This window comes from Thalassobacillus sp. CUG 92003, assembly GCF_013618635.1.
Taxonomy (GTDB): Bacteria; Bacillota; Bacilli; order Bacillales; family Halobacillaceae; genus CUG-92003.
Genome location: NZ_JABLSJ010000009.1, coordinates 115,033 through 139,093 on the forward strand (window position 1 = coordinate 115,033; position 24,061 = coordinate 139,093).

A 24,061-nucleotide genomic window follows, 5' to 3' on the forward strand; every position below is an offset into this window, starting at 1 on the left:
TGCTTGGCATTACGAACGTTTCACTCATCAAAATGATACACTACTTTCCGTCTAGTGACAAGGAAGCTCACATGATAATAAGAAAAACACGAAACATTAGAAAGTTCAATTGGGGGAGACGGCTGTTTATACCGTCCCCCCCCCAAACCTTTCAAAATGCCTCGTGTCAAACGATCGTTATTATAAACCACATTTTAATTGAGCATTACAATTCGTGCAGGTATTACAGCCTCCAATATCCTCTATGCTCCCCTTACGGCAAACAGGACAGGTATTACCGACTTCAGAGCCGATGGTGACATCTGTTTTATCTAATTCCTGCACCGTGTCCATCAACACCACGCGAGGTTTCCGATCTTCTTCAAATTCGATTTCTGTTTGTTCGCCGTTGTAATCATTCTCCTCTGCTTTAAGCGTAAGAACTTGACTGTCACGGCTGCCATCGACGTACACCGTACCGCCTTTGGCTCCACCGCGGTAAAGGCGCTGATACACATTTTCTACCTGCTCCACGCTATAACCCTTCGGAGCATTGACCGTTTTGGAGATAGAACTGTCCACCCATTTTTGAATGACACATTGCGTATCGGCGTGTGCTTCAGGCGATAGACTCATTGCAGTTACGAACCAATGAGGCAGTTCGTCTTCATTTTGTTCAGGGTTGTGATCCAGATATTCCTGGACGATATCAGCCTTCACCTCGATAAACTTCCCTAGTCGCCCGCTGCGATAATACGAGAATGAGAAATAAGGTTCCAGACCTGTCGAAACCCCAACCATCGTGCCAGTACTACCAGTAGGAGCCACTGTCAATAGGTGTGAGTTACGTATCCCGTGCTTTAACACACCTTCTTTAATATCCTCTGGCATTTGCTTCATATAGCCTGTATTAATGAAATTTTGCCGCAACTGCTGCGTTTCTTCCTCGGTTTGGCCGATGAGGAATGGAAAACTTCCTTTCTCCTGAGCCAAATCAATGGAAGCACGATAAGCTGTCGTGGCAATGGTTTCAAAAATCTGGTCAACGAGCTCGTTTCCTTCTGAGGAACCGTACTCAGTCTCACAATAGATGAGTAAATCATGCAGCCCCATGACCCCCAGGCCAACTCGTCGTTCCCCCAATGCCTGGGTCTTATTGTCTTCTAAGAAATAAGGTGTAGCATCAATGACATTATCCTGCATACGCACACCGGTTTGCACCGTCTGCTTCAATTTGTCAAAGTTAACTTGTTTCCTTTCTTTATCAGCCACAGAAGCCAAATTGACCGCTGCAAGATTACATACGCTATAAGGTGCCAATGGCTGTTCACCACACGGGTTGGTCGCCACCACTTTTTGACCATACGCAGACGCGTTCGTTTTGTCATTGGCATTATCGAGGAAGAAAATGCCCGGTTCTGCAGAGTAAGTGGCGCAAATATTAATCAAATTCCATAGTTCCTGGGCTTTGATCGTGCGATATGTCCGAACGCTGTAACCTTTGTCCGCCCATTCACGCACATCTCCTGATTCTTGCCATTGATCGTTATAAGCTTTCATTTCTTCAGGCGAGTAATTTTCAACGTCTGGAAAGCGAAGCTCATACGCTTCATCATTTTCAACCGCATCCATAAACTCTTTTGTGATACACACTGAAATATTGGCGCCTGTTAAAAAGTCAGGGTTATTCACATCATAGGTCCCGCCTTCACGAAGCTTTTGCTCTGCTTCTTGAAGAGACTGGTCGGTAAATCCGCCTTGACCGGGCATCGTTTTATAGTTCAGGACGCTCTGAAGTAAATCCTTTTCTATCTCAGTCAACGGGGTAAACTTCAACTTCTGTTTAGCAAGCTGCTTAATTTGTTCATCTTCCGTGTTTTCAATTAAAAACCGAAGGATACGGGGGTTTTGCATCTTCGATATGATGAATTCGATAATATCGGGATGCCAATCAGCCAGCATAATCATCTGAGCGCCGCGCCTTGATCCTCCTTGTTCCACTAGATGTGTCAACTTAGCAATGTCATCAAGCCAGGACACCGATCCTGATGATTTACCGTTCACCCCTCTGGCCAATGTATTACGGGGGCGTAAAGTGGACCCATTCGTACCGACGCCTCCACCGCGCGACATGATCTCCATGACTTGCTTGCGGTGGTCTGAAATGCCTTCACGTGAATCCTGAATGAAAGGCATGACATAACAATTGAAATACGTTACATCTGTATCGGAGCCTGCCCCGTAAAGTACACGCCCGGCTGGAACGAATTGAAGATTGGAGAGCTCCTCATAGAATGCTTCAAAGCTGGCCTGTTTTTGTTCAGGCGTAGCTTCCACTTCAGCAAGTCCCGTAGCGTTGCGAAGTGCGATTTGCTCATAATAGATCTCAAGCGGCTTATCAACTGTTTCCAAATACCTTTCAACGATTCCGGTCTCCTGTTCCTGAGGATGATCAAGAACATGGACGAACTCCTGGTTGACTTGAATGTGCGCCTTTTTGGTCTCCCAATTGATAGACGTGATGACACCTAATCCTCGGGCAGGAAATTTGGGGTCCTCTTTAACCGTGAGAACGACAAAATCGCCCTCGGAAAGCGTAAGTTTCTGTGTATCTTTAAAGGCATAACGGTCCAACATGACAAGCCTTGATACCCCTTTATGAGTGATCTTCATATCCTCTGTAATTGGATGCACTTGAGGAAATTGACGAATATCTTCGTTAAGTCGTTCTATATTAAAGTTTGTCCGAGACTCGGTTGTAGCTGTCATTTTGAATCTCCTCTCTCTTATAAACTTAGCACTTTTTTGTGAGGTCCATCGTGTCACACGAATTACCTTCTACTAGTTAAGATACCACATAAATGAAATTTAAATCAATATATAGTGCTTAAATTTATTTTATCACACAATATATAGAATAATTGAACAAATAATTGTTTAAATGTCAATTTGAAAAACATGCAAAAAAACGAGAAAATTTACGAATTCAATAGTTTGGCCGGCACTTTTTCACCTATGTGGTGTTTTTTTAAGCTTGCCTGATTCACTTCCATGTTTGCCCGTTATGCCCGATTATTCACACGTAAATCTGCTAGAATGTAAGGTCTCATGAAGGTGGGTTTGAATAAATACTTTGAAATGTCGAGGGATACTTTTTATAATGGGGAAGGGAAAAGAAAATTGGGGGTACGTAATGATGGAAATTTTATTGATTTTATCCTTAGCGCTGGTTGTGTTTGTCGTGTATAAATACATTAAGTCGCGAAGAATCCTTACGACTCTTACGGAAGATGAATTTCGTCAAGGGTATCGAAAGGCGCAGTTGATCGATATTCGTGAACCTAAAGAGTTTCAGGGCGGCCACATTTTAGGGGCGAGGAATATTCCTCTTTCCCAGATGCGTAACCGTTTGATGGAAATCCGTAAAGACCAGCCTATTTATCTTTACTGCCAAAACGGGGCCCGTTCAGGGAGAGCAGCCATGCTTCTCAATAAGAAAGGCTACCAGGATATTTATCAGTTAAAAGGCGGCTTCAAGAAATGGACAGGTAAAATCAAAAAAAAGTAAGCGCCTAAACCCAAACACAAGTGTCTTGGGGGCCGTTGCAGCTTGTAGAGAACACAAAATTTCTCTACAAGCTTTTTTTGTGCGCACGGGCAGGTTAATACACTCGTTTTATTGCGGATAATCGCCCGAGCCTTCTCGTGAATTCCACAATCCATTTACTCACGCGTGTTTAAATCTTAGTTATGACTGTTTTGTGACAACTATGGATCTCTGCAGGTGATTGCCCATATGTGTAGAAGGAATGTCTTAAGTGGGGTGTTAATATTAGTCAGTCAAGCTTTGCTCATAAGAAGAATTCTTTTTTCTTACTATTTGGATTGGGCATATCAACTTTAGGAGACTTTATTTATCTCGTTGCCATAAATGTTTTAGTATTAAAACTAACAGGCTCGGCAGCTGCAGTAGCTGGTTTATGGATTATAGGACCTATAGCTTCGATCATAACGAAATTTTGGTCCGGAAGTATTATAGACCGATTAAATCTCCGAAGAATCATGATTGGAACGGATATTATCCGTGCAATTTTGGTAGCAATCATTCCTTTCTTCAGCACAATTTGGCTCATATATGTATGCCTATTTTTTCTCTCCATTTCAAAGGCCTTCTTTGAACCCGCAGCGATTACCTATATTACATATGTTGTTCCTAAGAAAGGACGCAAACAATTTAATTCTTTTCGAAGTTTGATTACTTCAAGTGCCTTTTTAATCGGGCCTGCTATATCTGGAGCACTATTACTCATTACCTCTGTTCATATATCCATATGGATTAATGCGTTTTCTTTTCTTGTGTCAGCTTTAATGGTGTATGTATTACCAAACGTGAATACTCAGGCAGAACCAACCGTTCAAACGTTTAGTTTGAACATATTGAGAAGTGATTGGCAAGAAGTATTTAAATTCAGTCAGAGCAACTTATTCATTGTAAAGGTGTACGTTTTAGCTCAATTTTTTATGATTGTTGCACTTGGCATGGATGCTCAAGAGGTGGTCTTTACCCAAAAGGTATTACATTTATCCGAGACCGACTACGGCTTACTCATAAGTCTTACCGGAGTAGGCTCTATTTTAGGAGCAGCTACTGTTTCCCTTGTGGCTAAAAAGGTGTCTATTAGAGCCTTAATATCCGGTGGGTATTTAATGGTATCGCTTGGCTATCTGATCTATGCTTTCTCCTTTTCATTTTGGACAGTGGCATTTGGATTTATGGTATTAGGATTTTTCAACTCGTTTTCTGGTACTGGATTTATGACTTTTTATCAAAATAACGTGCCCGTTGAAATGATGGGAAGGATTTCTAGCATATACGGCAGCTTTCAAAGTCTTCTTCAAATTATCTTTATTTTATTGATCGGTTTTACAGGTGATATTATTCCCGTTAGGTATAGCATCATTGCTGCCTCAACATTGTTGCTCGTACTAAGCCTTTTGCAAATAAAGTTAGTTCTTAAGCCAAGTAAATCCGTGTACTTCGAAGAAGAATCATACCTCAAAAGCACCTCTTAACATTATCCTTCTATCACCTATTTATAAAATTTAGGGGCTGCGGGAAACGATTCGCTTTCCATGGGGAGGGCGCTGATCCTCCGCAAGCTTCGCTCTGTGGTGTCTCAGCTGTCCCGCAAATTCCTATAATTAGGAAAAGGAGACGCGCTCAAAGAATAATTGTCATATACAGGACAGTGAGATATTCCGCTGAAGATGAGGCCGTGCTCGTGGGAAGCGGCGTGTTTATACATAAAAAACTCCCTCAACACACAAAACGCCCGAACATCTCAGCGGGAATGGCTCGGGCGTTTTGTGTGTTATTCAGTTTTGTCCCCTGTTTACTCTTCATTTTTCATATAACGCAATACGGGTTTTCTGGCTGCAGTCGTTTCATCCATTCGACTGACCACCGTAGTGTGAGGAGCCTCCTGAACCGTTTCAGGCTCTTCCTTGGCTTCGTTCGAGATTTGAATCATAGCATCCACGAACGCATCTAACGTTTCTTTTGCTTCCGTTTCGGTCGGTTCCACCATCATCGCTTCTTCGACATTCATCGGGAAGTAGATTGTCGGCGGATGATAGCCGAAGTCGAGCAGTCGTTTTGCGATGTCGAGTGTGCGAACCCCCATTTTTTTCTGATATTTGCCTGACAGCACGAATTCATGCTTGCAATGTTGGGTAAACGGAAGAGCGTACTCATCCTGCAGACGGCGCATCATGTAGTTCGCGTTAATAACTGCATATTCGCTCACCCGCTTCAACCCTTCTGCTCCCATCGTCCGTATATACGTATAGGCCCTGACATTGATACCGAAATTTCCATAGTAAGGTTTCACTCGTCCAATCGACTGCGGGCGCGTCTCCTCAAAATAGAAGGTTTCGTTTTCTTTTTTCAACAAAGGCTTCGGCAAATAAGGAGAAAGCTCCTTGACGACACCCACCGGACCCGAGCCGGGACCTCCTCCACCATGAGGGCCGGTGAAGGTTTTATGCAAGTTCAAGTGAACGACATCAAAGCCCATGTCCCCTGGCCGGGCATAACCTAATATCGCATTAAGATTAGCTCCGTCGTAATATAGCTTACCGCCAGCTTCATGAATGATCGCTGCCATCTCCAGGATATGTTCCTCAAACAAGCCCAGCGTATTAGGATTGGTCAGCATCAGTGCCGCCGTATCTTTATCTACTACACGTTTTAGATCCTCTAAATCCACGAGACCGCGTTCATTAGACTTCACTGTCACCGCCTGGAAACCAGCTACCGTTGCTGAAGCCGGGTTGGTTCCGTGTGCTGAATCAGGCACGATGACTTTCGTTCGATTGTAATCGCCGTTAGCTTCGTGAAAAGCGCGGATCATCATAAGTCCCGTCCATTCACCATGAGCGCCTGCAGCAGGCTGTAACGTTACCGTATCCATTCCCGTTATTTCCTCTAAAATCGTCTGGAGGTCATACATCAACCCTAGAGCCCCTTGAATCGTTTCAGGCGCCTGATAAGGGTGGATATGACTGAAACCTGGCAGACGGGCTACGTCTTCATTCATTTTCGGATTGTATTTCATCGTGCAGGAACCGAGAGGGTAAAATCCTGAATCCACCCCATGATTCCGTTTCGAAAGAGCTGTATAATGCCGCATAATCTGAAGTTCACTAACTTCAGGCAGATCCGGTTCATTTTGTCGGATATAACGTTCGTCTAATATAGTATCCACGTCAGTCGTCGGTATGTCCATCTCCGGCAAACTGTAGCCTGTACGTCCGCTCTGGCTATGTTCAAAAATTAATGGAAAGTCTTGTTCAGCCATGAATATCCCCCAATTCTTTCACGAAGTCATCAATCTCGGCTTTCGTCCTCACTTCAGTTACAGCTACTAACATGCAACCCTTGAGTTCATTATGGTAGCGGCCAATATCTAAACCGCCGATGTATCCTTTTTGAAGCAATGAGTGGTTAATCGTTGAGATATCCTTATCCAACCTGACAACAAGTTCGTTAAAATAGGCGCCGTCATACACCACGTCTATACCAGCATTATGGAGCTGCTTTTTCATATAGGCCGTTTTTTGCACGTTCATCCAGGCCATTTTACGCAGCCCCTCTTTACCAAGCGACGACATCGCGACAGATGAAGCAAGTGCATTCAATGCTTGATTGGAACAAATATTAGAGGTGGCTTTATCACGTCGAATATGCTGTTCCCTTGCTTGAAGTGTTAGCACAAACCCTCGATAACCTGCTTCATCTTTGGTTTGCCCTACTAACCGTCCTGGCACTTTACGCATCAATTTTTTGGTTGTGGCGAAATAACCACAATGAGGTCCGCCTAATTGGGCCGGGATTCCGAAAACCTGGGCATCGCCAACCACGATGTCCGCTCCGAATTCCCCCGGAGGTGTCAAATACCCAAGGGCTAAAGGATTGCTCGAGACGATCATCATCGTCTTATCCTGGCTGTCTACCACGTCCCGAACTTTATCTAATGCCTCGATTTGACCGAAGAAATTCGGATATTGAATCACCACACTCGCTGTGTCTTCATCCAGCTCTGCTGTAAGCTGATCCATATCGGTGACGCCATTATGATGGTCGATTTCCACTATCTCCACCCCTGGACCTTTGGCATACGTGTGAATGACCTCGAGCGATTCAGGATGGATAGCTTTCGAAACGAGCACTTTTTTCTTTTTCGTTGTACCTGCACTTAAATTGACAGCTTCCGCTAATGCAGTTCCACCATCATACATGGAAGAATTGGCCACGGCCATGCCAGTGAGCTCAGATATCATCGTTTGAAATTCAAATATAGCTTGCAACTCCCCTTGAGATATCTCGGGTTGATAAGGCGTGTAAGCAGTATAAAACTCTGAACGTGATATTACATGATCAACGACAGAAGGAATATAGTGATCGTAAACGCCTGCCCCTAAAAATGAAGTATGTGACTTTAAATTAACATTTTGCTCAGAGAGGGCGGACAGTTCTTTCATAAGATCGAACTCATTTTTTGGATTTTGAATGTTCAAATCGCCGTTGAATCTGACTTTTTCAGGTATGTCGGCAAACAACTCATCGGTAGAGCGCACGCCGATCGTTTCAAGCATCTCCAGCTTGTCCGCTTCCGTCATCGGTAAATATCGGAATTCCATGTAAGTATCCCCCTTTGATTAATCCCGTTTATAAAATGGTGTCGCTACGACCTGAGCTTGCAAGCGCCGTTTTCGAACCTGAACCGTTACCTCAGTGCCAATTTCCGTATAAGGCTTGTTCAAGAGGGCCAACCCGATATTTTTTCCGTATGTCGGAGACTGAGTGCCCGTGGTAACAAACCCGATCTCTTCCTCGCCAGCAAACACGTGATAGCCGGTCCTCGGGATACCTTTTTCAAGCATTTCAATGCCGACCAATTTGCGATCCGTACCTTCTTTTTTCTGTTTTGTTAACACATCTTTTCCGATAAAATCACTCGATTTCTTGATTTTTACGGCAAAAGAAAGTCCGGCTTCGATTGGTGTGATATCAGGGGAAAGCTCTTGGCCGTACAAAGCTAGATTCGCTTCAAACCTTAATGTATCTCTCGCTCCTAATCCAATTGGCATTACTCCCTGTGCTTCGCCAGCCTGCATAATGGCCTGCCATAAGGTTTGGCCCGATGCTGCAGGCAGGTAGATTTCAAAACCGTCTTCTCCCGTATAACCCGTCCGGGACACGAGCGCTTTGTCGGTCACGCCCTCAAAAGATACGTCATCTTCAAAACGGAAAAATTTAATGTGAGACAAGTCTGTTTCAGTCAAAGTTTGCAATACCTCTTCAGCTTTCGGTCCCTGCAAAGCAAGCTGTACGTAGTCATCCGACACGTCAGAAAGTGTAACAGCTCCGAACTTATGCTCTTCCAACCACTGAAAATCCTTCTCCGTACTGGCTGCATTCACGACAAGCAGATACGTCGACTCTGATAATTGATAAACAATCAAATCATCAACGGTTCCCCCGTCCTCATAACACATGATGGTATACTGGGCTTTTTTCGGCTCCAACTTGGACACATCATTCGTCAGCATCTTTTGAAGAAATGCTAAGCTACCTGAGCCTTCAACTAGAATTTCACCCATATGAGAAACATCAAACAAACCAGCTCGTGTCCGGGTCGCAGCATGTTCTTGCTTGATACTCGAAAACTGCACAGGTAAATCCCAGCCGCCAAAATCAACTGTTTTAGCCCCGTGCTTTTCATACTCCGGATACAAAGGTGTACGTTTCAACTCGTTCATATCACCACTCCTTCAACGATACATAATAAAAAAGAGACTTCACCGATTTGTCGGGAAGTCTCTGTCCATTCACCAGAAAGATTCACAGCATGTTTGTCGTGAAAACGCCTTCAAAGCGTTTAAAACATGGTTTGCTTCTTGGGTGGTTTACGTGTGTAAACACTCTCCAGAGCAGCGTCATACAAGGGTCTGTTTGCCTGAGAGATTCACATGAATATGCTTGCTCCTTCGGCGCTACCTTATGTAGTCTCTCCCCCTGTAGTCATTCGCTATAGTATTCATTCGTTTTTTTGGCAATACTATTAGAACAAATCTGAAAAAGTCTCGTTTATTTCAGCTCTATTATACCATATGGGCTGAAGAGAGAAAAAAATAATTTAAATCTATCCAAAATCCGCACACATCATCTGCGGTTTTGGCTATGTGAGGTCGATCAACCAATGAAAATACAGTTTGATGAGCACTATGGAGAAGAATTGGAGAAACATTTGCAGGCAGCCGACTCATTGTGTAACTGGAGTCAATTTCAGCTAGCTTATAAGGGTGCTTCGCATACCATTATCCCGGAGTTTAAAGGGCTAGCTGCTTTAAAGCACCTCCCTGCATTAAATCTACTTCCCCACCAAGCCGAAGCAGCTGAATCAGTGATTCATAAGATGGATGGCCGGGCTATCTTAGCTGATGAAGTGGGCCTAGGGAAAACGATCGAAGCAGGACTGGTTCTAAAAGAATACTTGATACGGAATATGGCAGCGAAGGTTTTAATTTTGACACCCGCTTCGCTTGTAAATCAATGGGTAAGCGAGCTCCATAGTAAGTTTCATATCCAGGCTATCGCCCCCCGTAAGAAACCGCTATGGAAAGAATGGGATATTGTCGTAACGTCAATGGACATGGCCAAACGAGAACCGAATCAATCCGAGATCCTTTCGATCCACTATGACCTTATCATTATTGATGAAGCACACAAACTTAAAAATCACAAAACAAAAAATTATCAGTTTGTGAGGGCTTTGCAGAAAAAATATTGTTTATTACTAACGGCCACACCGATCCAAAATAAAATCACAGACTTATTTAATTTGGTTTCCGTGTTAAAACCAGGTTATTTAGGGGATTTATCAAGTTTTAAAAAGACATACCGAGAACAGGACCAGAAAGGTTTCGGTCAAAATCATATCCACTCATTGATCAACAATGTGATGGTGCGTAACCGTAGAAAGGACACGGGTTTAAATGATACGAAGCGGTTAGTGAAAAACATCACCGTGTCCTTCAGTGAAGCAGAAACCGAAGTCTATCAGAAATTGCACGAAATCAAAACGGCCTTTCCTGCGTTCACGTATTTAACACTAGCGAAAGAAATGTGTTCGTCGAGAGAAGCGTGTTACATGTCCATCCAGGCCATGTTAGCAAAGTCTGATGACTATCAGCATTTACAACCGATTTCTGAAGCGATCGAACAACTGCCTCAGCATGCTAAAGCCGAGAAAATGGTTGAAATCATTCAAGCGAGCCAAGAAAAATTCATTGTCTTTACCGAGTATCGTGCGACCCAGTTTTATTTGCAATGGTTCCTGCAGCAACATGGTATATCCTCTGTCCCGTTCAGCGGCAAATTTAAAAAGGGAAAACGTGACTGGATGAAACAACTTTTTGAACAGAAGGCCCAGGTCATGGTAGCTACTGAAGCTGCCGGGGAAGGAATTAATCTGCAGTTTTGCCGGAATATGATCAATTATGATCTACCCTGGAACCCCATGCGTTTAGAACAGCGAATTGGACGTATTCACCGTTTCGGACAGGACCGGGATGTGAACATATTCAACTTTGCCATTGAAGGAACGATAGAGGAACACATTTTGCATCTCTTGTATGAAAAGATCCGCTTATTTGAAGGGGCGATCGGTAACCTGGATGATATTCTTGAAAAACTGCCGGGTGGAACGTTCGATCAGGAAATAACCCGTATCGTCAATGAATCAGCCAGTGACGGCGAAGCCAAAATTAAACTGGATAACCTGTCATCCTATATTTCTTACACTCAATCTCAACGGGAGGAGGACAACTATGAGCAGCAATCCTCATTATGAATTTGCGAAAACGTTCTTCCTGGAATATGGTTGTGAAATTGCAGAAGAAACGGCCCAGTACCTAACCATCCAACTGAATGATGAAATGGACGAAGCAATTATGAATCGTCCTTTTTATTGGCACTATATAAAGCAAATGAACGGTCAGGGCCAGCCCATGCAGCTCACCTTCTCCTCACATCCCGACGGAGAAGGTGAACACCTTCATGCTGGCACACCGCGACTGCACCAACTCTACCAGCATGCTATCAACAAAGGAAAATTCACACGTCTTTATGAAGACGTTACGGCCATTTCTGAACAAGCTTCCCTTGTGCCCTGGTTAGTCGTTAACTTTAAGATCAGTTTTACTGGTCGTCAGCGTAAGGATACCATTCAGTCAATCGGTTTGAATCTGGTTCACGGTACCATTGTTACAAACGTGATGGACAGCTTGAACCACTTGGCATTCAATCCCGCGATTTCTGATTATTGTTTTCCCTTGTCCCCTTTAATTAAGCCGCAGAGCGGTTACTACCGAATGCTGGACGCTCTGGAATTGTGGGTAAATGATCTCGATCACACCTGGGCTGAAGATTCCTTACAGCACTTAAATAAAGAAAAGCAGCTGGTGAATCGTTTTTTTGAGCAGCAAAATATGAGCGAAGAAGATAAGCAGGCAGAATTAGCTACGATCGAAACGCGCTTTAAGCCCAACATTGCGTTTGACGTCATCAATGGGGGATTGTTTTATTTATCACAATCAACGACTGCAAATCTTTCCGGAAACCGCAACTCCGATATTACGGCATCACAAGCCTCTCTTAAATGAAATGGCTCTTTTAAAGTTTAGAGTTGATATTACTAACAAAAATAACTTCCAATGGAAGACTCAGTTTCGAGCCTTTTGTGTATGCGGATGCTGGCTGGGAAAACGGATCGCTTTCCGTGGGCATGGGGTGAGCTTCCTCAGGCTACGCCTTGCGGGATCTCACCGCTCATGTTATTCCCACAGGAGTCTCACCGTTTTCCCATCCACCATACAATCATAAGGGGCTCGAAACGACCTTCCGTAACAGGAAGCTTTGACTGAAAAAGCTTTCATACGCGTGATTATGTGTGCTATCGGTTCCCTCTAGGCAGATTCGCAACCAGTGATTTCGAAAAGCCTATATGGCAAGGACCGTTGGGGAAGGGTGAGACTCCCCTCTGAAAGCGGAGGCGTCTTGACCAGCGGCGTATGGACTGGACTGAGCTGGAGGAGATAAAGGAAACACGAAGAACGACGTGATTCGATGTTGACTTATCGTACAGAAGCGAGGGAAGTCTCACTAGCCGCTAGACGCCGGAGCTGGATAGGTCAAATAAGGCACCCCTTTGATCTAGAGGGCAAACCCCTATAATTTAGAAGGAGCAAGGCAAGACCCCGGAAGGCGAAGCCTGACGAGGCTTGCCAGTTCCCCGCAGGAAAGCGAATCCTTCCCCAACGGCCCTACACTCCCCCAAACATCTCGAAATCGAGTCTTTCAGAAATCCGCCTTTAGCGAAAGACTCCTTTTCAAGATAAATATCCACTTCAAATATCAACAACAAACTTTAACAGCCAATAAAATAAAAAATAAACCGTTCAACGCTGGTCACACCAGCAGTCGATCGGTTTATTTTTTCCATAACATTCTTAAAGCAAGCGGTAAGACGCCAAACCAGTGATACGTTTTCTTTCGTGACGGTTTTTCCGCTTTCCTAGCTTGTTTTTGCTCTTTACTCATGTGCATATATTTGACCATCTCTTCGGTCAAAAATTTAACGTAGTCATTCCCGGACATCGCTACCATCTCCAGAGGTTTTACCTCTAGTATGGCCAGTTGAGTCCTATCCTAATCGTGCCGCTACAAGCTCGACAATTTCTGAAGGGGTTTGATCATCGACTGCAATCGTAATATGCGCCATTTGCTGATAGAGAGGCTGTCGTTCTAAAAAAATTTTATATTTATCCGATGAATCAGCGCGCCAAAGCGGACGTTGCTGGTCATCTTGAAGACGTTGAGTTACCGTTTCAAATGAGACATTCAAAAAAACGACCACGCCTTTGTCCATTATGTCTCGATTCGCTTGTCGCGTAACGACGCCGCCCCCAGTCGACACGATATAACCTTCCGCTGGTAAGGACGCCAAATGTTCAGTTTCTGCATCTCGGAATCCTGTTTCCCCTCGAGCTGCAAATATGTCTGGGATGCTCATCCCTTCTGCTTTTTCTATATAATCATCCAATTCGATGACGGGAAGGCCCATTTGCTTACCGAGCAAGGAAGCGATCGTAGACTTGCCTGCCCCCATAAACCCGATGAGGTAAATTGTTTTCATAATTAATGCCTGCCTTTGCAAATTTTTATTTTTTTTGAAGGAATTTGAAAATGGACGTCGAATCATATACGTATCCCAAATGAATAGAGGTGAATGTAATGTGAGTCAAATCGCTTCACAAACCCAGCGCATATTGGTCTCCGCTCTCCAGTCCACCGCTACCGATATCCATTTTTCCCCCTATCAGGAGAACGTCCCGGTCCATTTTCGTGTACATGGAAAAAGAATATACCATTCCAGTCTCACGGTGCAAACATATCAAAAAATGCTGTCTTACTTAAAATTTGTTTCCGGCATGGATATCGGTGAAATTAAGAGACCGCAAAACGGTACACTCCCTTTTCGGAACGGAGCCGACACGTTTTCATTAAGGCTTTCCACGCTTCCTGTCACCGGAAATGAAAGTCTTGCTATCCGTGTTCTCCCCCAAAGCCAGCACCTCCCACTCGAACAACTCTTTCTGTTCCCTTCTCAGCACGCTAAAATCAAACAATGGCTGTTACAAAGAAATGGTGTGATTTTACTTACTGGTCCAACTGGGAGCGGCAAAACGACAACACTATACGCTTTAGTACAGTCCGTGCTTAGTCACCATTCCTATCAAGCGATTACCTTAGAAGATCCCATCGAAAAAGATTTGAACAATATCATCCAAGTTCAAGTCAATGAACGTGCCGGCATCACCTATGACGCCGGATTGAAAGCTGCTTTACGACACGACCCCGATGTCATTATGGTGGGCGAAATTCGGGATTACCAAACAGCACGTTTCGCTTTTCAAGCTGCACAAACGGGCCACTTAGTCATTTCAACTATCCATGCTAAAAACGCTTTCGGTACCGTTCTACGCCTAAAAGACATGGGAATAGCCCAATCCACACTTGAACAAACGTTGATCTCCATCGCTTCCCAACAATTAGTCACGTTAACATGTGGTCCTCATTTACCTTCCCGTGCCGCAATTGTTGAAATAATGGAGAAGGAGATCCTCTCCAAAGCCCTCCGGAATATACCTCCCGAGGAGCAGCCTTCCTTCCAATCATTTGCAAAATTAAGGAGGCGCGCCTATGCATACGGTTTTATCGATGATAACGAAACGCTTTAACAGAACCACAGTCTCCTCCATTTCCATCAATCACCAAATCCTTTTTTTTAAACGGGCAAGTTACTTACTGTCCAAAGGCTATCCCTTCCTTGATGTATTAGAGGTTATCACCTGGGACGATCAATTTAAACAACACGCGTCAAACCTTATGACCTACCTGAAGCAGGGCTCAAGTGTTGATACTGCGTTTTATAAGGCAGGCTTTTCGGCAAAAGTCATTTCTTTTTTATATTTTGGCCGTTTTCAAAGGGACCTCCAGCAACTTTTCAGTCAATGCAGTGAAATGCTCACCATTCAGGAAGATTACACCATAAGGTTCAAGCGGGCTTTACGGTACCCTATTCTGCTGTTGTTTTTTCTCTTTGCAACATTCTATATTCTTAAACAAGCGGTCTTCCCTTCATTTTTTTCGATGCTTTCGTCTGGAGACACCTCATCATTCGCCTTATATTTCATCTATGCATTGGACGGCTTCATCACTGCTCTAGTTTACGTGGGCGTATTGATTGTGATAGCCCTAATCGGGTGGCTGCTGTTACAAAAAAGACTCTCGCTTCAACAAAGGCTGAATTGGTATCAACGCGTTCCGCTTTACCGCGGTTATTACAGTCACATCACCACGTTTTATTTCACTACTCACTTCAGCTCCTTACTTGCCACTGGTTTCACCTTAAATGAAGCTTTAGAAATGATGAAACAACAATCCCACTACCGGACCCTTTCCCTTTATGCCAGCCGCATTCAATCAGGATTACGAACAGGACAAACACTGTCACAGTCTGTTCAAGCATGTTATTTCCTGCGTCCCGAAATCACCACGATCTTTCACAAGACATCGGATATTACAACCATCACACGAGACTTAAGAACAAGTGCCGATATGACAATAGCTATGACGAAAGAAAAAATGGAAAAATGGGTCCAGCTTATTCAGCCCCTGTTTTTTATTTTCATTGCGGGTATCATCGTCATGATCTACGCATCGATTATGCTGCCTATCTATCAATGGATGGAGCAAATATAGAAAAGAGGAAACGTATGAAAAATGAAAAAGGATTCACCTTGATCGAAATGTTAATTGTGCTCATGATCATTTCCGTGTTATTGATTATTACGCTTCCTAACTTGACAGCCAATAACCAAATGATCAATTCGAAAGGTTGCGAAGCGCTCGTTGAACTAGCTGAAGCTCAAGTTCATGCCTACTATTTGGCAGAAGATACACTGCCGACAGATCTCTCTGAATTAAAAGACGCAAATTATCTCAAACAGACGACATGTCCTAACGGTGGTGAACTTACCTATGACAGTTCCACCGGTGAAGTTAGCGCACCAGCTTCTCCATCTTAAACAGGAAGCTGGCTATACGTTAAGCGAGACCATGGTGGTCATGCTCATCTGGTCTGTCATGCTATCCCTGTCCATACCTTTCCACCAGTCGCTGCTGACTAAGCTTGAGACAGAGCAGTTCTTGAAACAATTTCAGCAAGATGTCCTATTAGCCCAAAGGCTGACAACTACAGAAAATAGACCTTATTTATTACATCTTAGACCGAAACAGAGCGTGTACCTTCTCTATGATCCCTCTACTATGAAAACCGTATATAGACGATCCATACCTGAGGACTGGGCGGTGGACTTATTAACACTAAAAAGCCCGATCGAATTTAATTTTGCCGGACAGATCCGAAATCCGGGCACCTTTACCATCACGACACCTAAGTCCACATATCAGATTGTTTTTCCTTTTGGCAAAGGAAGGTGTGTCATTCATGAAACCTAATGGATTTTCGTTGATTGAGGCTATGCTGTCACTCACCGTTTTTTTGATCATCACCCTTTCACTCCTTCCTGTACTCGTCCAGACTCAACACTCTGAAAGAGATCTCGAAGTAAAACGGCATGCCCTCTCCCGTCTCCATGATCACCTGCTTATAGCTATGGCAGACCCAAATCCTTCATGGCCTCTCACCAAAACGGAAACAATCTTTGACTCCCTCATTACCGTTCAAATCGAATCCGAAAACGGATTAATTAAAGCTTGCGCCAGTTGGCAGGAACGGCACCAGGATAACCAGGAGATATGCTTATATGGTGCAATCTAAGAACGGTTTTACTCTATTTGAAGTGCTTATCAGCCTTATGGTACTGCTAATCATCTTGCCTATGGCCACAGCGATCATATCACTACTCCAAGTAAATGATTCCCAACATGAATTGGCTGTTCAGCAATTTTTTCAATTTATTGACTATGAGCTTTCCCGAGCAGAAACATCGCGGGTCTCACCGCAAGCTTTAGATTTCACGCGATTGGACGGGGATCATGTGAGATTTGAATCCTATAATGGAGCAATAAGACGAAGAGTCAATGAGCGGGGTCATGAGCTGTTATTAAATGAAGTTGAACACATAACCTTCACGCTGAAAAGTCCTCGCTTACTATCTGTCACCGTTAAAATAAATAAGGGGGAGTCCTATGAAAAACAATTTCGCACAAAATCTTGGTAATGAAAAAGGTGCAGCTCTTCCCCTAACCATTTCCCTTTCCGCTTTAATTCTTTCTGCCGTGATGTTTTCCCTACAACAGTATGCGAATAATCGCACCGCCACAATGCTGCATCATGAACATTACAAGTTATTGACTTTATTTCAAGTAAGTGAAACTTTGTTAAAGGAAGAAATCAATGGAACGACCCCTCTTCCGCCCCAAGGTTCTCGATCATACACGCTTCCTTACGGCCGTTCGAACATCACATTTGAAATGAAAAATGATGGGGTATATGTATTCAGTTACACATTGACGACGAATCAGGATACGGTCAATCAGATTGTTTTAACCTACTCTTTTTCTGAACAGCAGTGACGCCTTCCTGCTTTAGCAGGCACAATCAAGCTGTTAGAGCAGGGAGGGCATCCTGCCTCTATAATGAATCAGCATAGAATGCGTCATACCGGTTATATTATGGAAGATAAGGAAGAAAAGTCTTTGTTGTGTCATTTACAATCATTGAACGGTCGTTTATAATATTTGGTGATAGGTTCAATGACGTTAGAAGGAGGGGGAAGAAGCATGGATCGCATGTTTCGTGTACTTGCCTTTTGGACTGGTATTTTTACCGTCTTGTTTTACGTAGGCCATATGATGGAATCATCATTTCTATTCTTAGTTCAAACGGCTTTTTTCTTAGCTATCTCGTATCTTAAATTATCAGAACGCATGTACATCTACATATTTGCAGCCTATTTGACAGTGTTCATGATCGGGTTTACGTATTACTCATCATTTATTCTTGTTCCGGGCTTCGAATAAGTGGAACCTGTTACCCTTTTAGGGTAACAGGTTTTTTAAATCCTCAGCATTTGAATTCCGTGCCGTGCCTCCATGCCTCTCGATTGGATGCAAACCTGAAAAGCTCCTCTTAAATGACCACTGTAAGCCAGCGATCGAATGGCCCGATTTCGCTTCTGGGATTTCGAGAAGGGGTCTGTATCCGCATGAGCCTGCAGTTTGTCCAATATACCATTCTCTATTAAAAATGAAGATTGATCTAAAAGCCCTTCTATTCTCAACCCCTGGGCAGCCCCTATCGCTTGCCAGATCTCCCAGGGAATATGATGCGTGATATCCATACTTCCCGGATCCTTTAGAACATCTTTATATAACGTATGGTGTTTATATCCCCTTAAACTTCCTTCACGACGAGCTGGGGAGCTCCATTCCTCCTCGCTATACCCATAATCGATTGTCACAATTATACCTTCTTCCACGCTATCCCTTAACTGGCGGGCACAGGTTTCCATATAAACCGGGATTTCTCTGCGCTGATTGTTTTCCATATGAATATCATGCTCTTTCAGCCAGCTTGTCGCCGCTTCGGAACAAGGTTGTTTGGTTTCAATCAGGTTTTCATTTTCACTTGAAACGTAGATTTCATATAGTATGCCATCCACCTTTTCAACCACCCTGACAGGTTGCGCATCCAACCATTCATTAGAAAAAATAAAACCACGAAAGCCAGGATTCTGCTTCTGAAATGAAAGTATGGAGTCGTATATACGTGTATGAGCTGATAGAGATGATTCGAGTAACGTACGGTGAAAAGGACTTTGTTCAATTACATGAATATCCCACGAGGCGTCTGGTATGTTTGTTTGAAGAGAATGTACCAAGTGGGAAGCAAAACTCCCCTCACCTGCCCCAATCTCGCAAATGGAAAGAGGGAGGTTTAAGCGTGCAGCCATGGACGTAAAATAATCGCTGAAAACTTCAGCAAATACGGGGTGGATATGGACTGACGTATAGAAATCCCCTTGTTTCCCTAACTTCGTCTCGTCCCTCTGATAATAGCCGTATTCGGGGTGATATAAAGCCTGTGAAATAAACTCCTCGTAAGAGATAGGGACGCGCAAGCGAATATCGTTATACAAGCTGGATTTCATGCTCACCGCTCCTGTTCGTTATCGTCTGAAGAAAGGATTGGATTGTCGCTCACTCCCTACCTTCGTATTCGGCCCATGTCCGGGTAATACTGCAGTCTCCTCAGTCAAGCTGAAAATTTGCGTTTGAATGCTTGCAAGCAATTCCTCCATATTTCCTCCGGGCAGATCCGTTCTTCCTATTCCCGATTGAAAGAGGGTGTCACCAGCAATTACAGTGCTTTGCTCCGGGAAAACGAACGATACACTTCCAGGGGAATGGCCGGGTGTATAACGAATTTCAAATTGAAAGGGACCGATTTCCAGCTTGCCTGGCTCCAAATATTTTTCCGGCGGATGCGTCGTAATTTCCCCCATTTGAAATAATGCGGAGCCATTCAACCTTGCATCAGTCAACCAACTTGCTTCCTGTTCGTGTATGTACACAGGAATGGAGTAATGGTTCCGCACATCCTCTACTGCCCCAATATGATCGAAGTGAGCGTGCGTTAGCAAAATGGCAATTGGAACAAGCTTCTCACCCTGTAGGAAATGCAGTAAACTCTCAAAATCGCCTCCAGGGTCGACAATAAGAGCCTGGTTGTGATCATGCACGATGTAGCAGTTTGTTCCCAGTGGTCCTAACGGCATTTTTTCGAATTTCATCGTCTAGTTGACTCCTTTACTAAGTTTTATTAAAATACATTTAGAATAACTCGACAAAGATTGTTTTATACTATAAAATGTATGAAGAATATGAAAGAGTTACATAACGATTATAACATCCTGCGCGCAGATAAAAATGTTGCAGGAAGAATTTTTGGGGGTGCTGACCTTGGTTACAGCCATCATTATCCTATTAGTGACGATCCTTTGTGTCTTTGCCGTATTTCGTGAACTTAAATCCAAAAACTTTTTCGCCGTGTTATTTGCAGGAGCATCTGCTTTGATTTTTGGATGGTTTTCGATCATGACCATCTATTCAAATTTGTTTGGATAGTAAAAAAATCTGCCCGTAGAGGCAGATTTTTTTATTTTGATGGACGGTTTTTGGACTGTGCCTCTAGCTGCGCTTCATTCTCAAGCAACTGTTCCTGCTGATTAAAAAAATATCGATACATCGCTAAAGTAACAAACATTGCACTTAAAGAAACGGCAGAAAAAATACTGAGTGAAATGACAAGTTGATATTTTATCGCCATCACTGGTGCGACCCCTCCCAGGATCAAGCCGGTCATCATTCCCGGTAATTGGACAAGGCCGATGATTTTCAACTTATCGATGTTGGGAATTAAAGACGCATTGAGCGTTTTCCTAATAATTAAATGAGAAGCCTGTTTCGGTCTCGCCCCTAAGGATAAAGCTGCTTGCAGTTTGCCGGTATTTTCAGCAAATTCACTTTTCATCCGTTCTAAAGCGAGACCCATGGCCACCATGCTGTTCCCGATCACCATGCCACTCATCGGAATGACTTCTGAAGGTTTAAATTCCACCATATCAAATATGATCCATAGCGAGAGGACAATCCCCTCTATTACAATAAGGCCAATTAAGATGACTGTGAAAACATGGGGCAGTTCCCTTCCTTTATTTCGTGCGTGAAACGTTGCAATTACAATCATCACCGAGACCATGACCGGTATACCCACGACAGGCGGAAGATCAAATAACCACGTCAATATATATCCGATCGCAAACAGCTGTACCGTCCCTCTCAGGGAGGACCACATGATACTTTTGCTCATTCCTAGTTGATAGAGATACGATAACGTTAAGGGGACAAAGACAAAAACAATCAAAAATAAGAGCGATTGATTCGAAACGTCGGGGCTCACACCATTCACTTCCTTTTACACACCTATTCGTCCAAATACCTGTTTAATGCATCAGTCGTCGGTTCATATAATAAATCTTGCAAATCCCCTGATTCCACTATCTCACCATTCATCATAAAGAAGCCTTTATCCCCCAAGCGTTCGGCCTGTTTCAGATTGTGAGTGACCATAATCAATGTAATCCGGTGTTCTTGGCTCAAGCATTCCAATACCTCTTCAATTTCTTCTGCAGTGCGATAATCCAGTGAACTCGTAGGTTCGTCTAATAAGAGTACATCAGGCGAATTGGCTAACGTACGTGCTAAAGAGACACGTTGCTTTTCACCGCCTGACAAATCCTCCACGTCGCGATTAAGCAAGGCCATAGGTAGTTGAACGTAGTCTAATAATTGCTCAGCCTGCTCCTCCTGCCATTCGCCAAATAAAGAAGGACCGTATTTAATATTATCTTTGACCGTCCCTGGGAATAAATGAGGAGCTTGTAAGACAAGCCCCACGCGTTTACGTAACGTTGGAATCGGGCAATCGATAATCGGCTGGTTCTGTAGATAAATGACGCCTTCATCAGGGTCTGATAGCCGATTGAATAAAAAGAGGAGCGAACTTTTTCCGGCACCCGAAGGACCAAAAATCATGACTTTATCCTTTTCTTGAATGGAAAAGTTAAGATTACGTAACGGTGCTTTCGTTACACGTTCAAAGCGAAATACATCCAAATGGGCACCCCCTAACAGAATTTCTATTCTTAGCCTATCCAATTTACTCGTTTTCTACATTCCTCCGCCATAAAAAGCACTTGAAACCAGCTGTTCGGATTGTAATCCTACAAGTGGCGCACTACCTTTCCTTTTGAACGGAGCCAAGCACACAAAAGAAAAAGCTGCCGAGACGTCTCGACAGCTTTACACGTGTTTCATTATTGAGTTGAGGTTTCGTTAGTTTGCTTTTTAACGGGCTGCTCCTCCCCGTGATCAAAGTTATAGAATCGGAATAAATCCCCATAAATGAGGGTGTCAGAGTATTTCAATTCCTGATCCACTTTTTCTTTGATCGGTTGGCAAGCCTCAGCTTTTTCCTTCTGTAATTCTTCTCCCGTTTCGCGGTCAAAACATTTTTCTTTATTGAATATATAGTCATTACTCACGAAACCGCCATCGCGAAAGGCAACGAAATCTTTTCGATCACTCGTGAACATATCAGTGCCAAAAGTAAGATCATTCTTATCTTCAATCCCGAGCAAATGAAGAAGGGTCGGTTTGACATCAATTTGTCCAACTGGTTTTTCAAATGTTTGGCCCTCACCCGAATCAGGTATATGAATCATAAAGGGCACACGTTGCAATTGAACATGATCATACCCGGTAATTTCATCTTTATTGAGAAATTTACTCATGGCTTTATTATGATAATCACTTATTCCGTAGTGATCTCCCATCAAAACGAGCACTGAGTCCTCGTATAGGCCGGCATCCTTAAGCTGTTGAATGAATTGCTTTAACGATTCATCCGTATAACGGGCCGTTTGAATTGAATTATTCAACGTATTCGATCCGGAATCGTATTTATCGATATTAGCTTTTTCTTCCGGTAATTCAAACGGGAAGTGGTGCGTCAACGTAATAAATTTACTGTAGAACGGCTGCCCCTGAGACTGGAGATATTTAATGGATTGTTCAAAAAACGCTTTATCTTCCAATCCCCAACCGAATGAATTATCGGGAGTCTGTTCATAAGCTGGTTCTGAAAAGAATTTATCGTAACCTAAATTGTCATACATAACATCCCGGTTCCAAAAGCTCTTGTTATTCGCATGATAGACTGACGAATAATAATTGTTTTCGCCTAATATCTCAGGTAAAGCATTGTATTCATTTTGGCCATGGGTGAAATATACAGCACCCCGGTCCAAAGGATACAACGAATTTTCAATAAGAAACTCTGAGTCGGAAGTTTTCCCTTGAGCAGTCTGGTGATAGAAATTCTTAAACCACATGGTATCTTCATCTTCTTTAAAATCATTGAGGAATGGTGTAATTTCTTTTCCATTTACTTGCGAATCCAATAAAAAGTTCTGGAAGGATTCAATGCTCACAAAGATAACGTTTTTCCCTTCAGCTTCACCAAACATATCCGAAGTCTCGTCGCTTTCTGTGTTTTCTCTCATATAATTCTCAATTTCACTTATCTCACTGCCATCTGCCAAAACGCGCTGGGCCTTTGATTTTGTATGCATGGTAGCATCATATACGTGATAATTGAATATCCCGATATTTTTCACTAAATATTCACGGTCAAAGGCACGCACAAACAGCATCGGCCGCTCCATTTCAGCCAAAACGACATTCACGGTCATCAATAAGAAAATAACGGCTGTGGTAGCGATTTTTCCTGCTTTTTGAAAATCTGTGGCCAACGAAGGCACTTTCTTACTCAAGTACCACACCGCCACGACATCAACAAAGAGAAGAAGATCCTCCAGGTGAACTAATGTAAGCAGGCTGCCCCCTAAATCAGCGGCATTATTCCCCTGAAACAGTACTGGGATGGTAATGAAATCCGTGAAATTACGGTAGAAAATCAAGTTAAAATATAAAATTAATGTCCCAACCAGGGCCGTCCATCTTAAATAGACCATTTGGTGCTTAGATTTCATCCAAACACTTAGAGCGAAGATGAGGTACGCGCTGGCTATCGGGTTGATCAACAGTATGAAATCCTGCATAGGATTTTCTATCGATAAATTAAATACAAATCTATAAACAAAATAGGTTTTCAAACCAAATAGCAATGATGCGAGTACAAATAACGGCACACGCATATTATAAAATTTTCGCATGTAAATTCCTCCTCCTGCCCCATCCATGCTACACACACATTTACATATTCTTTACGATATTCCTCTACTATATTTACTAATTCCACTTATAATAATTATTAAACTGCGATATTACATATGACGAATAACT

Annotated in this window: 24 protein-coding genes and 1 riboswitch; of the genes, 13 read left to right on the top strand and 11 right to left on the bottom strand. The window is 43.2% G+C overall.

What is annotated here, in order from left to right:
• Window positions 1-180: 180 nt before the first annotated feature.
• Complete coding sequence (locus HOP45_RS14365) at window positions 181-2,748, bottom strand: vitamin B12-dependent ribonucleotide reductase (RefSeq protein WP_181350085.1); 2,568 nt, start codon at window positions 2,746-2,748, stop codon at window positions 181-183.
• 427 nt (window positions 2,749-3,175) lie between these two features.
• Between HOP45_RS14365 and HOP45_RS14370 the strand changes: the two genes are divergently transcribed.
• Together HOP45_RS14370 and HOP45_RS14375 are read left to right on the top strand one after the other, a co-directional pair.
• Window positions 3,176-3,547, top strand: coding sequence for a rhodanese-like domain-containing protein (locus HOP45_RS14370; RefSeq protein ID WP_181350086.1), 372 nt, complete (start codon window positions 3,176-3,178; stop codon window positions 3,545-3,547).
• Between the two features lie 317 nt (window positions 3,548-3,864).
• Window positions 3,865-5,052 carry an MFS transporter gene (locus tag HOP45_RS14375; RefSeq protein WP_219914629.1) on the top strand — a complete coding sequence of 396 codons (1,188 nt, stop codon included), beginning with the start codon at window positions 3,865-3,867 and terminating at the stop codon, window positions 5,050-5,052.
• A gap of 320 nt (window positions 5,053-5,372) precedes the next feature.
• Here HOP45_RS14375 and gcvPB read toward each other — a convergent pair whose 3' ends face one another.
• From gcvPB to gcvT, 3 genes are read right to left on the bottom strand one after another with little or no spacing between them, the layout of a single operon-like run.
• Window positions 5,373-6,839 carry an aminomethyl-transferring glycine dehydrogenase subunit GcvPB gene (gcvPB, locus tag HOP45_RS14380; protein WP_181350087.1) on the bottom strand — a complete coding sequence of 489 codons (1,467 nt, stop codon included), beginning with the start codon at window positions 6,837-6,839 and terminating at the stop codon, window positions 5,373-5,375.
• On the bottom strand, window positions 6,832-8,181 hold the full coding sequence (gene gcvPA, locus HOP45_RS14385; protein WP_181350088.1) for an aminomethyl-transferring glycine dehydrogenase subunit GcvPA: 1,350 nt from the start codon (window positions 8,179-8,181) through the stop codon (window positions 6,832-6,834). The genes gcvPB and gcvPA overlap by 8 nt, the downstream gene beginning before the upstream one ends.
• An 18-nt stretch (window positions 8,182-8,199) precedes the next feature.
• The gene (gene gcvT / locus HOP45_RS14390; RefSeq protein WP_181350089.1) at window positions 8,200-9,303 is read right to left on the bottom strand and encodes a glycine cleavage system aminomethyltransferase GcvT; all 1,104 of its coding nucleotides are present in this window, start codon (window positions 9,301-9,303) and stop codon (window positions 8,200-8,202) included.
• 175 nt (window positions 9,304-9,478) lie between these two features.
• Window positions 9,479-9,569: riboswitch (glycine riboswitch) on the bottom strand.
• 174 nt (window positions 9,570-9,743) lie between these two features.
• Here gcvT and HOP45_RS14395 point away from each other — a divergent pair.
• On the top strand, window positions 9,744-11,396 hold the full coding sequence (locus HOP45_RS14395) for a DEAD/DEAH box helicase (protein ID WP_181350090.1): 1,653 nt from the start codon (window positions 9,744-9,746) through the stop codon (window positions 11,394-11,396).
• Window positions 11,374-12,207 carry a YqhG family protein gene (locus tag HOP45_RS14400; protein ID WP_181350091.1) on the top strand — a complete coding sequence of 278 codons (834 nt, stop codon included), beginning with the start codon at window positions 11,374-11,376 and terminating at the stop codon, window positions 12,205-12,207. The genes HOP45_RS14395 and HOP45_RS14400 overlap by 23 nt, the downstream gene beginning before the upstream one ends.
• An 826-nt stretch (window positions 12,208-13,033) precedes the next feature.
• Here the strand turns inward: HOP45_RS14400 and HOP45_RS14405 are convergent.
• Entirely contained in the window at window positions 13,034-13,201 is a 168-nt protein-coding gene (locus HOP45_RS14405; protein ID WP_181350092.1) for a YqzE family protein, read from the bottom strand.
• 46 nt (window positions 13,202-13,247) lie between these two features.
• Window positions 13,248-13,739 (bottom strand): shikimate kinase, encoded by a 492-nt coding sequence (locus tag HOP45_RS14410; RefSeq protein WP_181350093.1) that lies wholly within the window; start codon window positions 13,737-13,739, stop codon window positions 13,248-13,250.
• A 100-nt stretch (window positions 13,740-13,839) separates the two neighbouring features.
• On the opposite strand from HOP45_RS14410, the gene comGA reads away from it, so the two are divergent.
• From comGA to HOP45_RS14450, 8 genes are all read left to right on the top strand, one after another.
• A complete protein-coding gene (gene comGA / locus HOP45_RS14415) occupies window positions 13,840-14,844 on the top strand; it encodes a competence type IV pilus ATPase ComGA (protein WP_181350094.1) in 1,005 nt (334 codons plus the stop codon).
• Window positions 14,807-15,868: a type II secretion system F family protein gene (locus HOP45_RS14420; RefSeq protein ID WP_181350095.1), complete on the top strand. Its 1,062-nt coding sequence runs from the start codon at window positions 14,807-14,809 to the stop codon at window positions 15,866-15,868. Before comGA ends, HOP45_RS14420 begins: the two co-directional genes overlap by 38 nt.
• Before the next feature lie 14 nt (window positions 15,869-15,882).
• The gene (gene comGC, locus HOP45_RS14425) at window positions 15,883-16,194 is read left to right on the top strand and encodes a competence type IV pilus major pilin ComGC (protein WP_181350096.1); all 312 of its coding nucleotides are present in this window, start codon (window positions 15,883-15,885) and stop codon (window positions 16,192-16,194) included.
• Complete coding sequence (gene comGD / locus HOP45_RS14430; RefSeq protein ID WP_181350097.1) at window positions 16,148-16,627, top strand: competence type IV pilus minor pilin ComGD; 480 nt, start codon at window positions 16,148-16,150, stop codon at window positions 16,625-16,627. The genes comGC and comGD overlap by 47 nt, the downstream gene beginning before the upstream one ends.
• A complete protein-coding gene (locus tag HOP45_RS14435; RefSeq protein WP_181350098.1) occupies window positions 16,617-16,949 on the top strand; it encodes a type II secretion system protein in 333 nt (110 codons plus the stop codon). Before comGD ends, HOP45_RS14435 begins: the two co-directional genes overlap by 11 nt.
• A complete protein-coding gene (gene comGF / locus HOP45_RS14440; RefSeq protein WP_181350099.1) occupies window positions 16,936-17,352 on the top strand; it encodes a competence type IV pilus minor pilin ComGF in 417 nt (138 codons plus the stop codon). Before HOP45_RS14435 ends, comGF begins: the two co-directional genes overlap by 14 nt.
• Window positions 17,321-17,707 carry a hypothetical protein gene (locus tag HOP45_RS14445; protein ID WP_181350100.1) on the top strand — a complete coding sequence of 129 codons (387 nt, stop codon included), beginning with the start codon at window positions 17,321-17,323 and terminating at the stop codon, window positions 17,705-17,707. Before comGF ends, HOP45_RS14445 begins: the two co-directional genes overlap by 32 nt.
• A 207-nt stretch (window positions 17,708-17,914) precedes the next feature.
• Window positions 17,915-18,154, top strand: a complete 240-nt coding sequence (locus HOP45_RS14450) for a DUF2626 domain-containing protein (RefSeq protein ID WP_181350101.1) — start codon at window positions 17,915-17,917, stop codon at window positions 18,152-18,154.
• A 35-nt stretch (window positions 18,155-18,189) separates the two neighbouring features.
• On the opposite strand, the gene HOP45_RS14455 is transcribed toward HOP45_RS14450, so the two are convergent.
• Window positions 18,190-19,284: an SAM-dependent methyltransferase gene (locus tag HOP45_RS14455; RefSeq protein ID WP_181350102.1), complete on the bottom strand. Its 1,095-nt coding sequence runs from the start codon at window positions 19,282-19,284 to the stop codon at window positions 18,190-18,192.
• Window positions 19,285-19,302: 18 nt separating this feature from the next.
• Entirely contained in the window at window positions 19,303-19,926 is a 624-nt protein-coding gene (locus HOP45_RS14460; protein ID WP_181350103.1) for an MBL fold metallo-hydrolase, read from the bottom strand.
• Between the two features lie 160 nt (window positions 19,927-20,086).
• Between HOP45_RS14460 and HOP45_RS14465 the strand changes: the two genes are divergently transcribed.
• The gene (locus tag HOP45_RS14465; RefSeq protein WP_370458038.1) at window positions 20,087-20,260 is read left to right on the top strand and encodes a DUF2759 domain-containing protein; all 174 of its coding nucleotides are present in this window, start codon (window positions 20,087-20,089) and stop codon (window positions 20,258-20,260) included.
• Window positions 20,261-20,291: 31 nt separating this feature from the next.
• Here HOP45_RS14465 and HOP45_RS14470 read toward each other — a convergent pair whose 3' ends face one another.
• The 3 genes from HOP45_RS14470 to HOP45_RS14480 form a co-directional block, all read right to left on the bottom strand.
• On the bottom strand, window positions 20,292-21,095 hold the full coding sequence (locus HOP45_RS14470) for an ABC transporter permease (protein ID WP_181350105.1): 804 nt from the start codon (window positions 21,093-21,095) through the stop codon (window positions 20,292-20,294).
• Between the two features lie 23 nt (window positions 21,096-21,118).
• Window positions 21,119-21,811, bottom strand: coding sequence for an ABC transporter ATP-binding protein (locus tag HOP45_RS14475; RefSeq protein ID WP_255437673.1), 693 nt, complete (start codon window positions 21,809-21,811; stop codon window positions 21,119-21,121).
• A 200-nt stretch (window positions 21,812-22,011) separates the two neighbouring features.
• Complete coding sequence (locus HOP45_RS14480) at window positions 22,012-23,931, bottom strand: LTA synthase family protein (RefSeq protein WP_181350106.1); 1,920 nt, start codon at window positions 23,929-23,931, stop codon at window positions 22,012-22,014.
• Between the last annotated feature and the right edge of the window lie 130 nt (window positions 23,932-24,061).

Coding starts and splice junctions, on each gene's coding strand:
- comGF (WP_181350099.1), top strand. CDS start 16,936: ATGGTGCAATCTAAGAACGGTTTTACTCTATTTGAAGTGCTTATCAGC.
- gcvPB (WP_181350087.1), bottom strand. CDS start 6,839: ATGGCTGAACAAGACTTTCCATTAATTTTTGAACATAGCCAGAGCGGA.
- HOP45_RS14480 (WP_181350106.1), bottom strand. CDS start 23,931: ATGCGAAAATTTTATAATATGCGTGTGCCGTTATTTGTACTCGCATCA.
- comGD (WP_181350097.1), top strand. CDS start 16,148: ATGACAGTTCCACCGGTGAAGTTAGCGCACCAGCTTCTCCATCTTAAA.
- HOP45_RS14455 (WP_181350102.1), bottom strand. CDS start 19,284: ATGAAATCCAGCTTGTATAACGATATTCGCTTGCGCGTCCCTATCTCT.
- HOP45_RS14405 (WP_181350092.1), bottom strand. CDS start 13,201: ATGTCCGGGAATGACTACGTTAAATTTTTGACCGAAGAGATGGTCAAA.
- HOP45_RS14445 (WP_181350100.1), top strand. CDS start 17,321: ATGAAAAACAATTTCGCACAAAATCTTGGTAATGAAAAAGGTGCAGCT.
- HOP45_RS14365 (WP_181350085.1), bottom strand. CDS start 2,748: ATGACAGCTACAACCGAGTCTCGGACAAACTTTAATATAGAACGACTT.
- gcvT (WP_181350089.1), bottom strand. CDS start 9,303: ATGAACGAGTTGAAACGTACACCTTTGTATCCGGAGTATGAAAAGCAC.
- gcvPA (WP_181350088.1), bottom strand. CDS start 8,181: ATGGAATTCCGATATTTACCGATGACGGAAGCGGACAAGCTGGAGATG.
- HOP45_RS14435 (WP_181350098.1), top strand. CDS start 16,617: ATGAAACCTAATGGATTTTCGTTGATTGAGGCTATGCTGTCACTCACC.
- HOP45_RS14460 (WP_181350103.1), bottom strand. CDS start 19,926: ATGAAATTCGAAAAAATGCCGTTAGGACCACTGGGAACAAACTGCTAC.
- HOP45_RS14420 (WP_181350095.1), top strand. CDS start 14,807: ATGCATACGGTTTTATCGATGATAACGAAACGCTTTAACAGAACCACA.
- HOP45_RS14395 (WP_181350090.1), top strand. CDS start 9,744: ATGAAAATACAGTTTGATGAGCACTATGGAGAAGAATTGGAGAAACAT.
- HOP45_RS14410 (WP_181350093.1), bottom strand. CDS start 13,739: ATGAAAACAATTTACCTCATCGGGTTTATGGGGGCAGGCAAGTCTACG.
- comGC (WP_181350096.1), top strand. CDS start 15,883: ATGAAAAATGAAAAAGGATTCACCTTGATCGAAATGTTAATTGTGCTC.
- HOP45_RS14450 (WP_181350101.1), top strand. CDS start 17,915: ATGGATCGCATGTTTCGTGTACTTGCCTTTTGGACTGGTATTTTTACC.
- HOP45_RS14400 (WP_181350091.1), top strand. CDS start 11,374: ATGAGCAGCAATCCTCATTATGAATTTGCGAAAACGTTCTTCCTGGAA.
- HOP45_RS14370 (WP_181350086.1), top strand. CDS start 3,176: ATGGAAATTTTATTGATTTTATCCTTAGCGCTGGTTGTGTTTGTCGTG.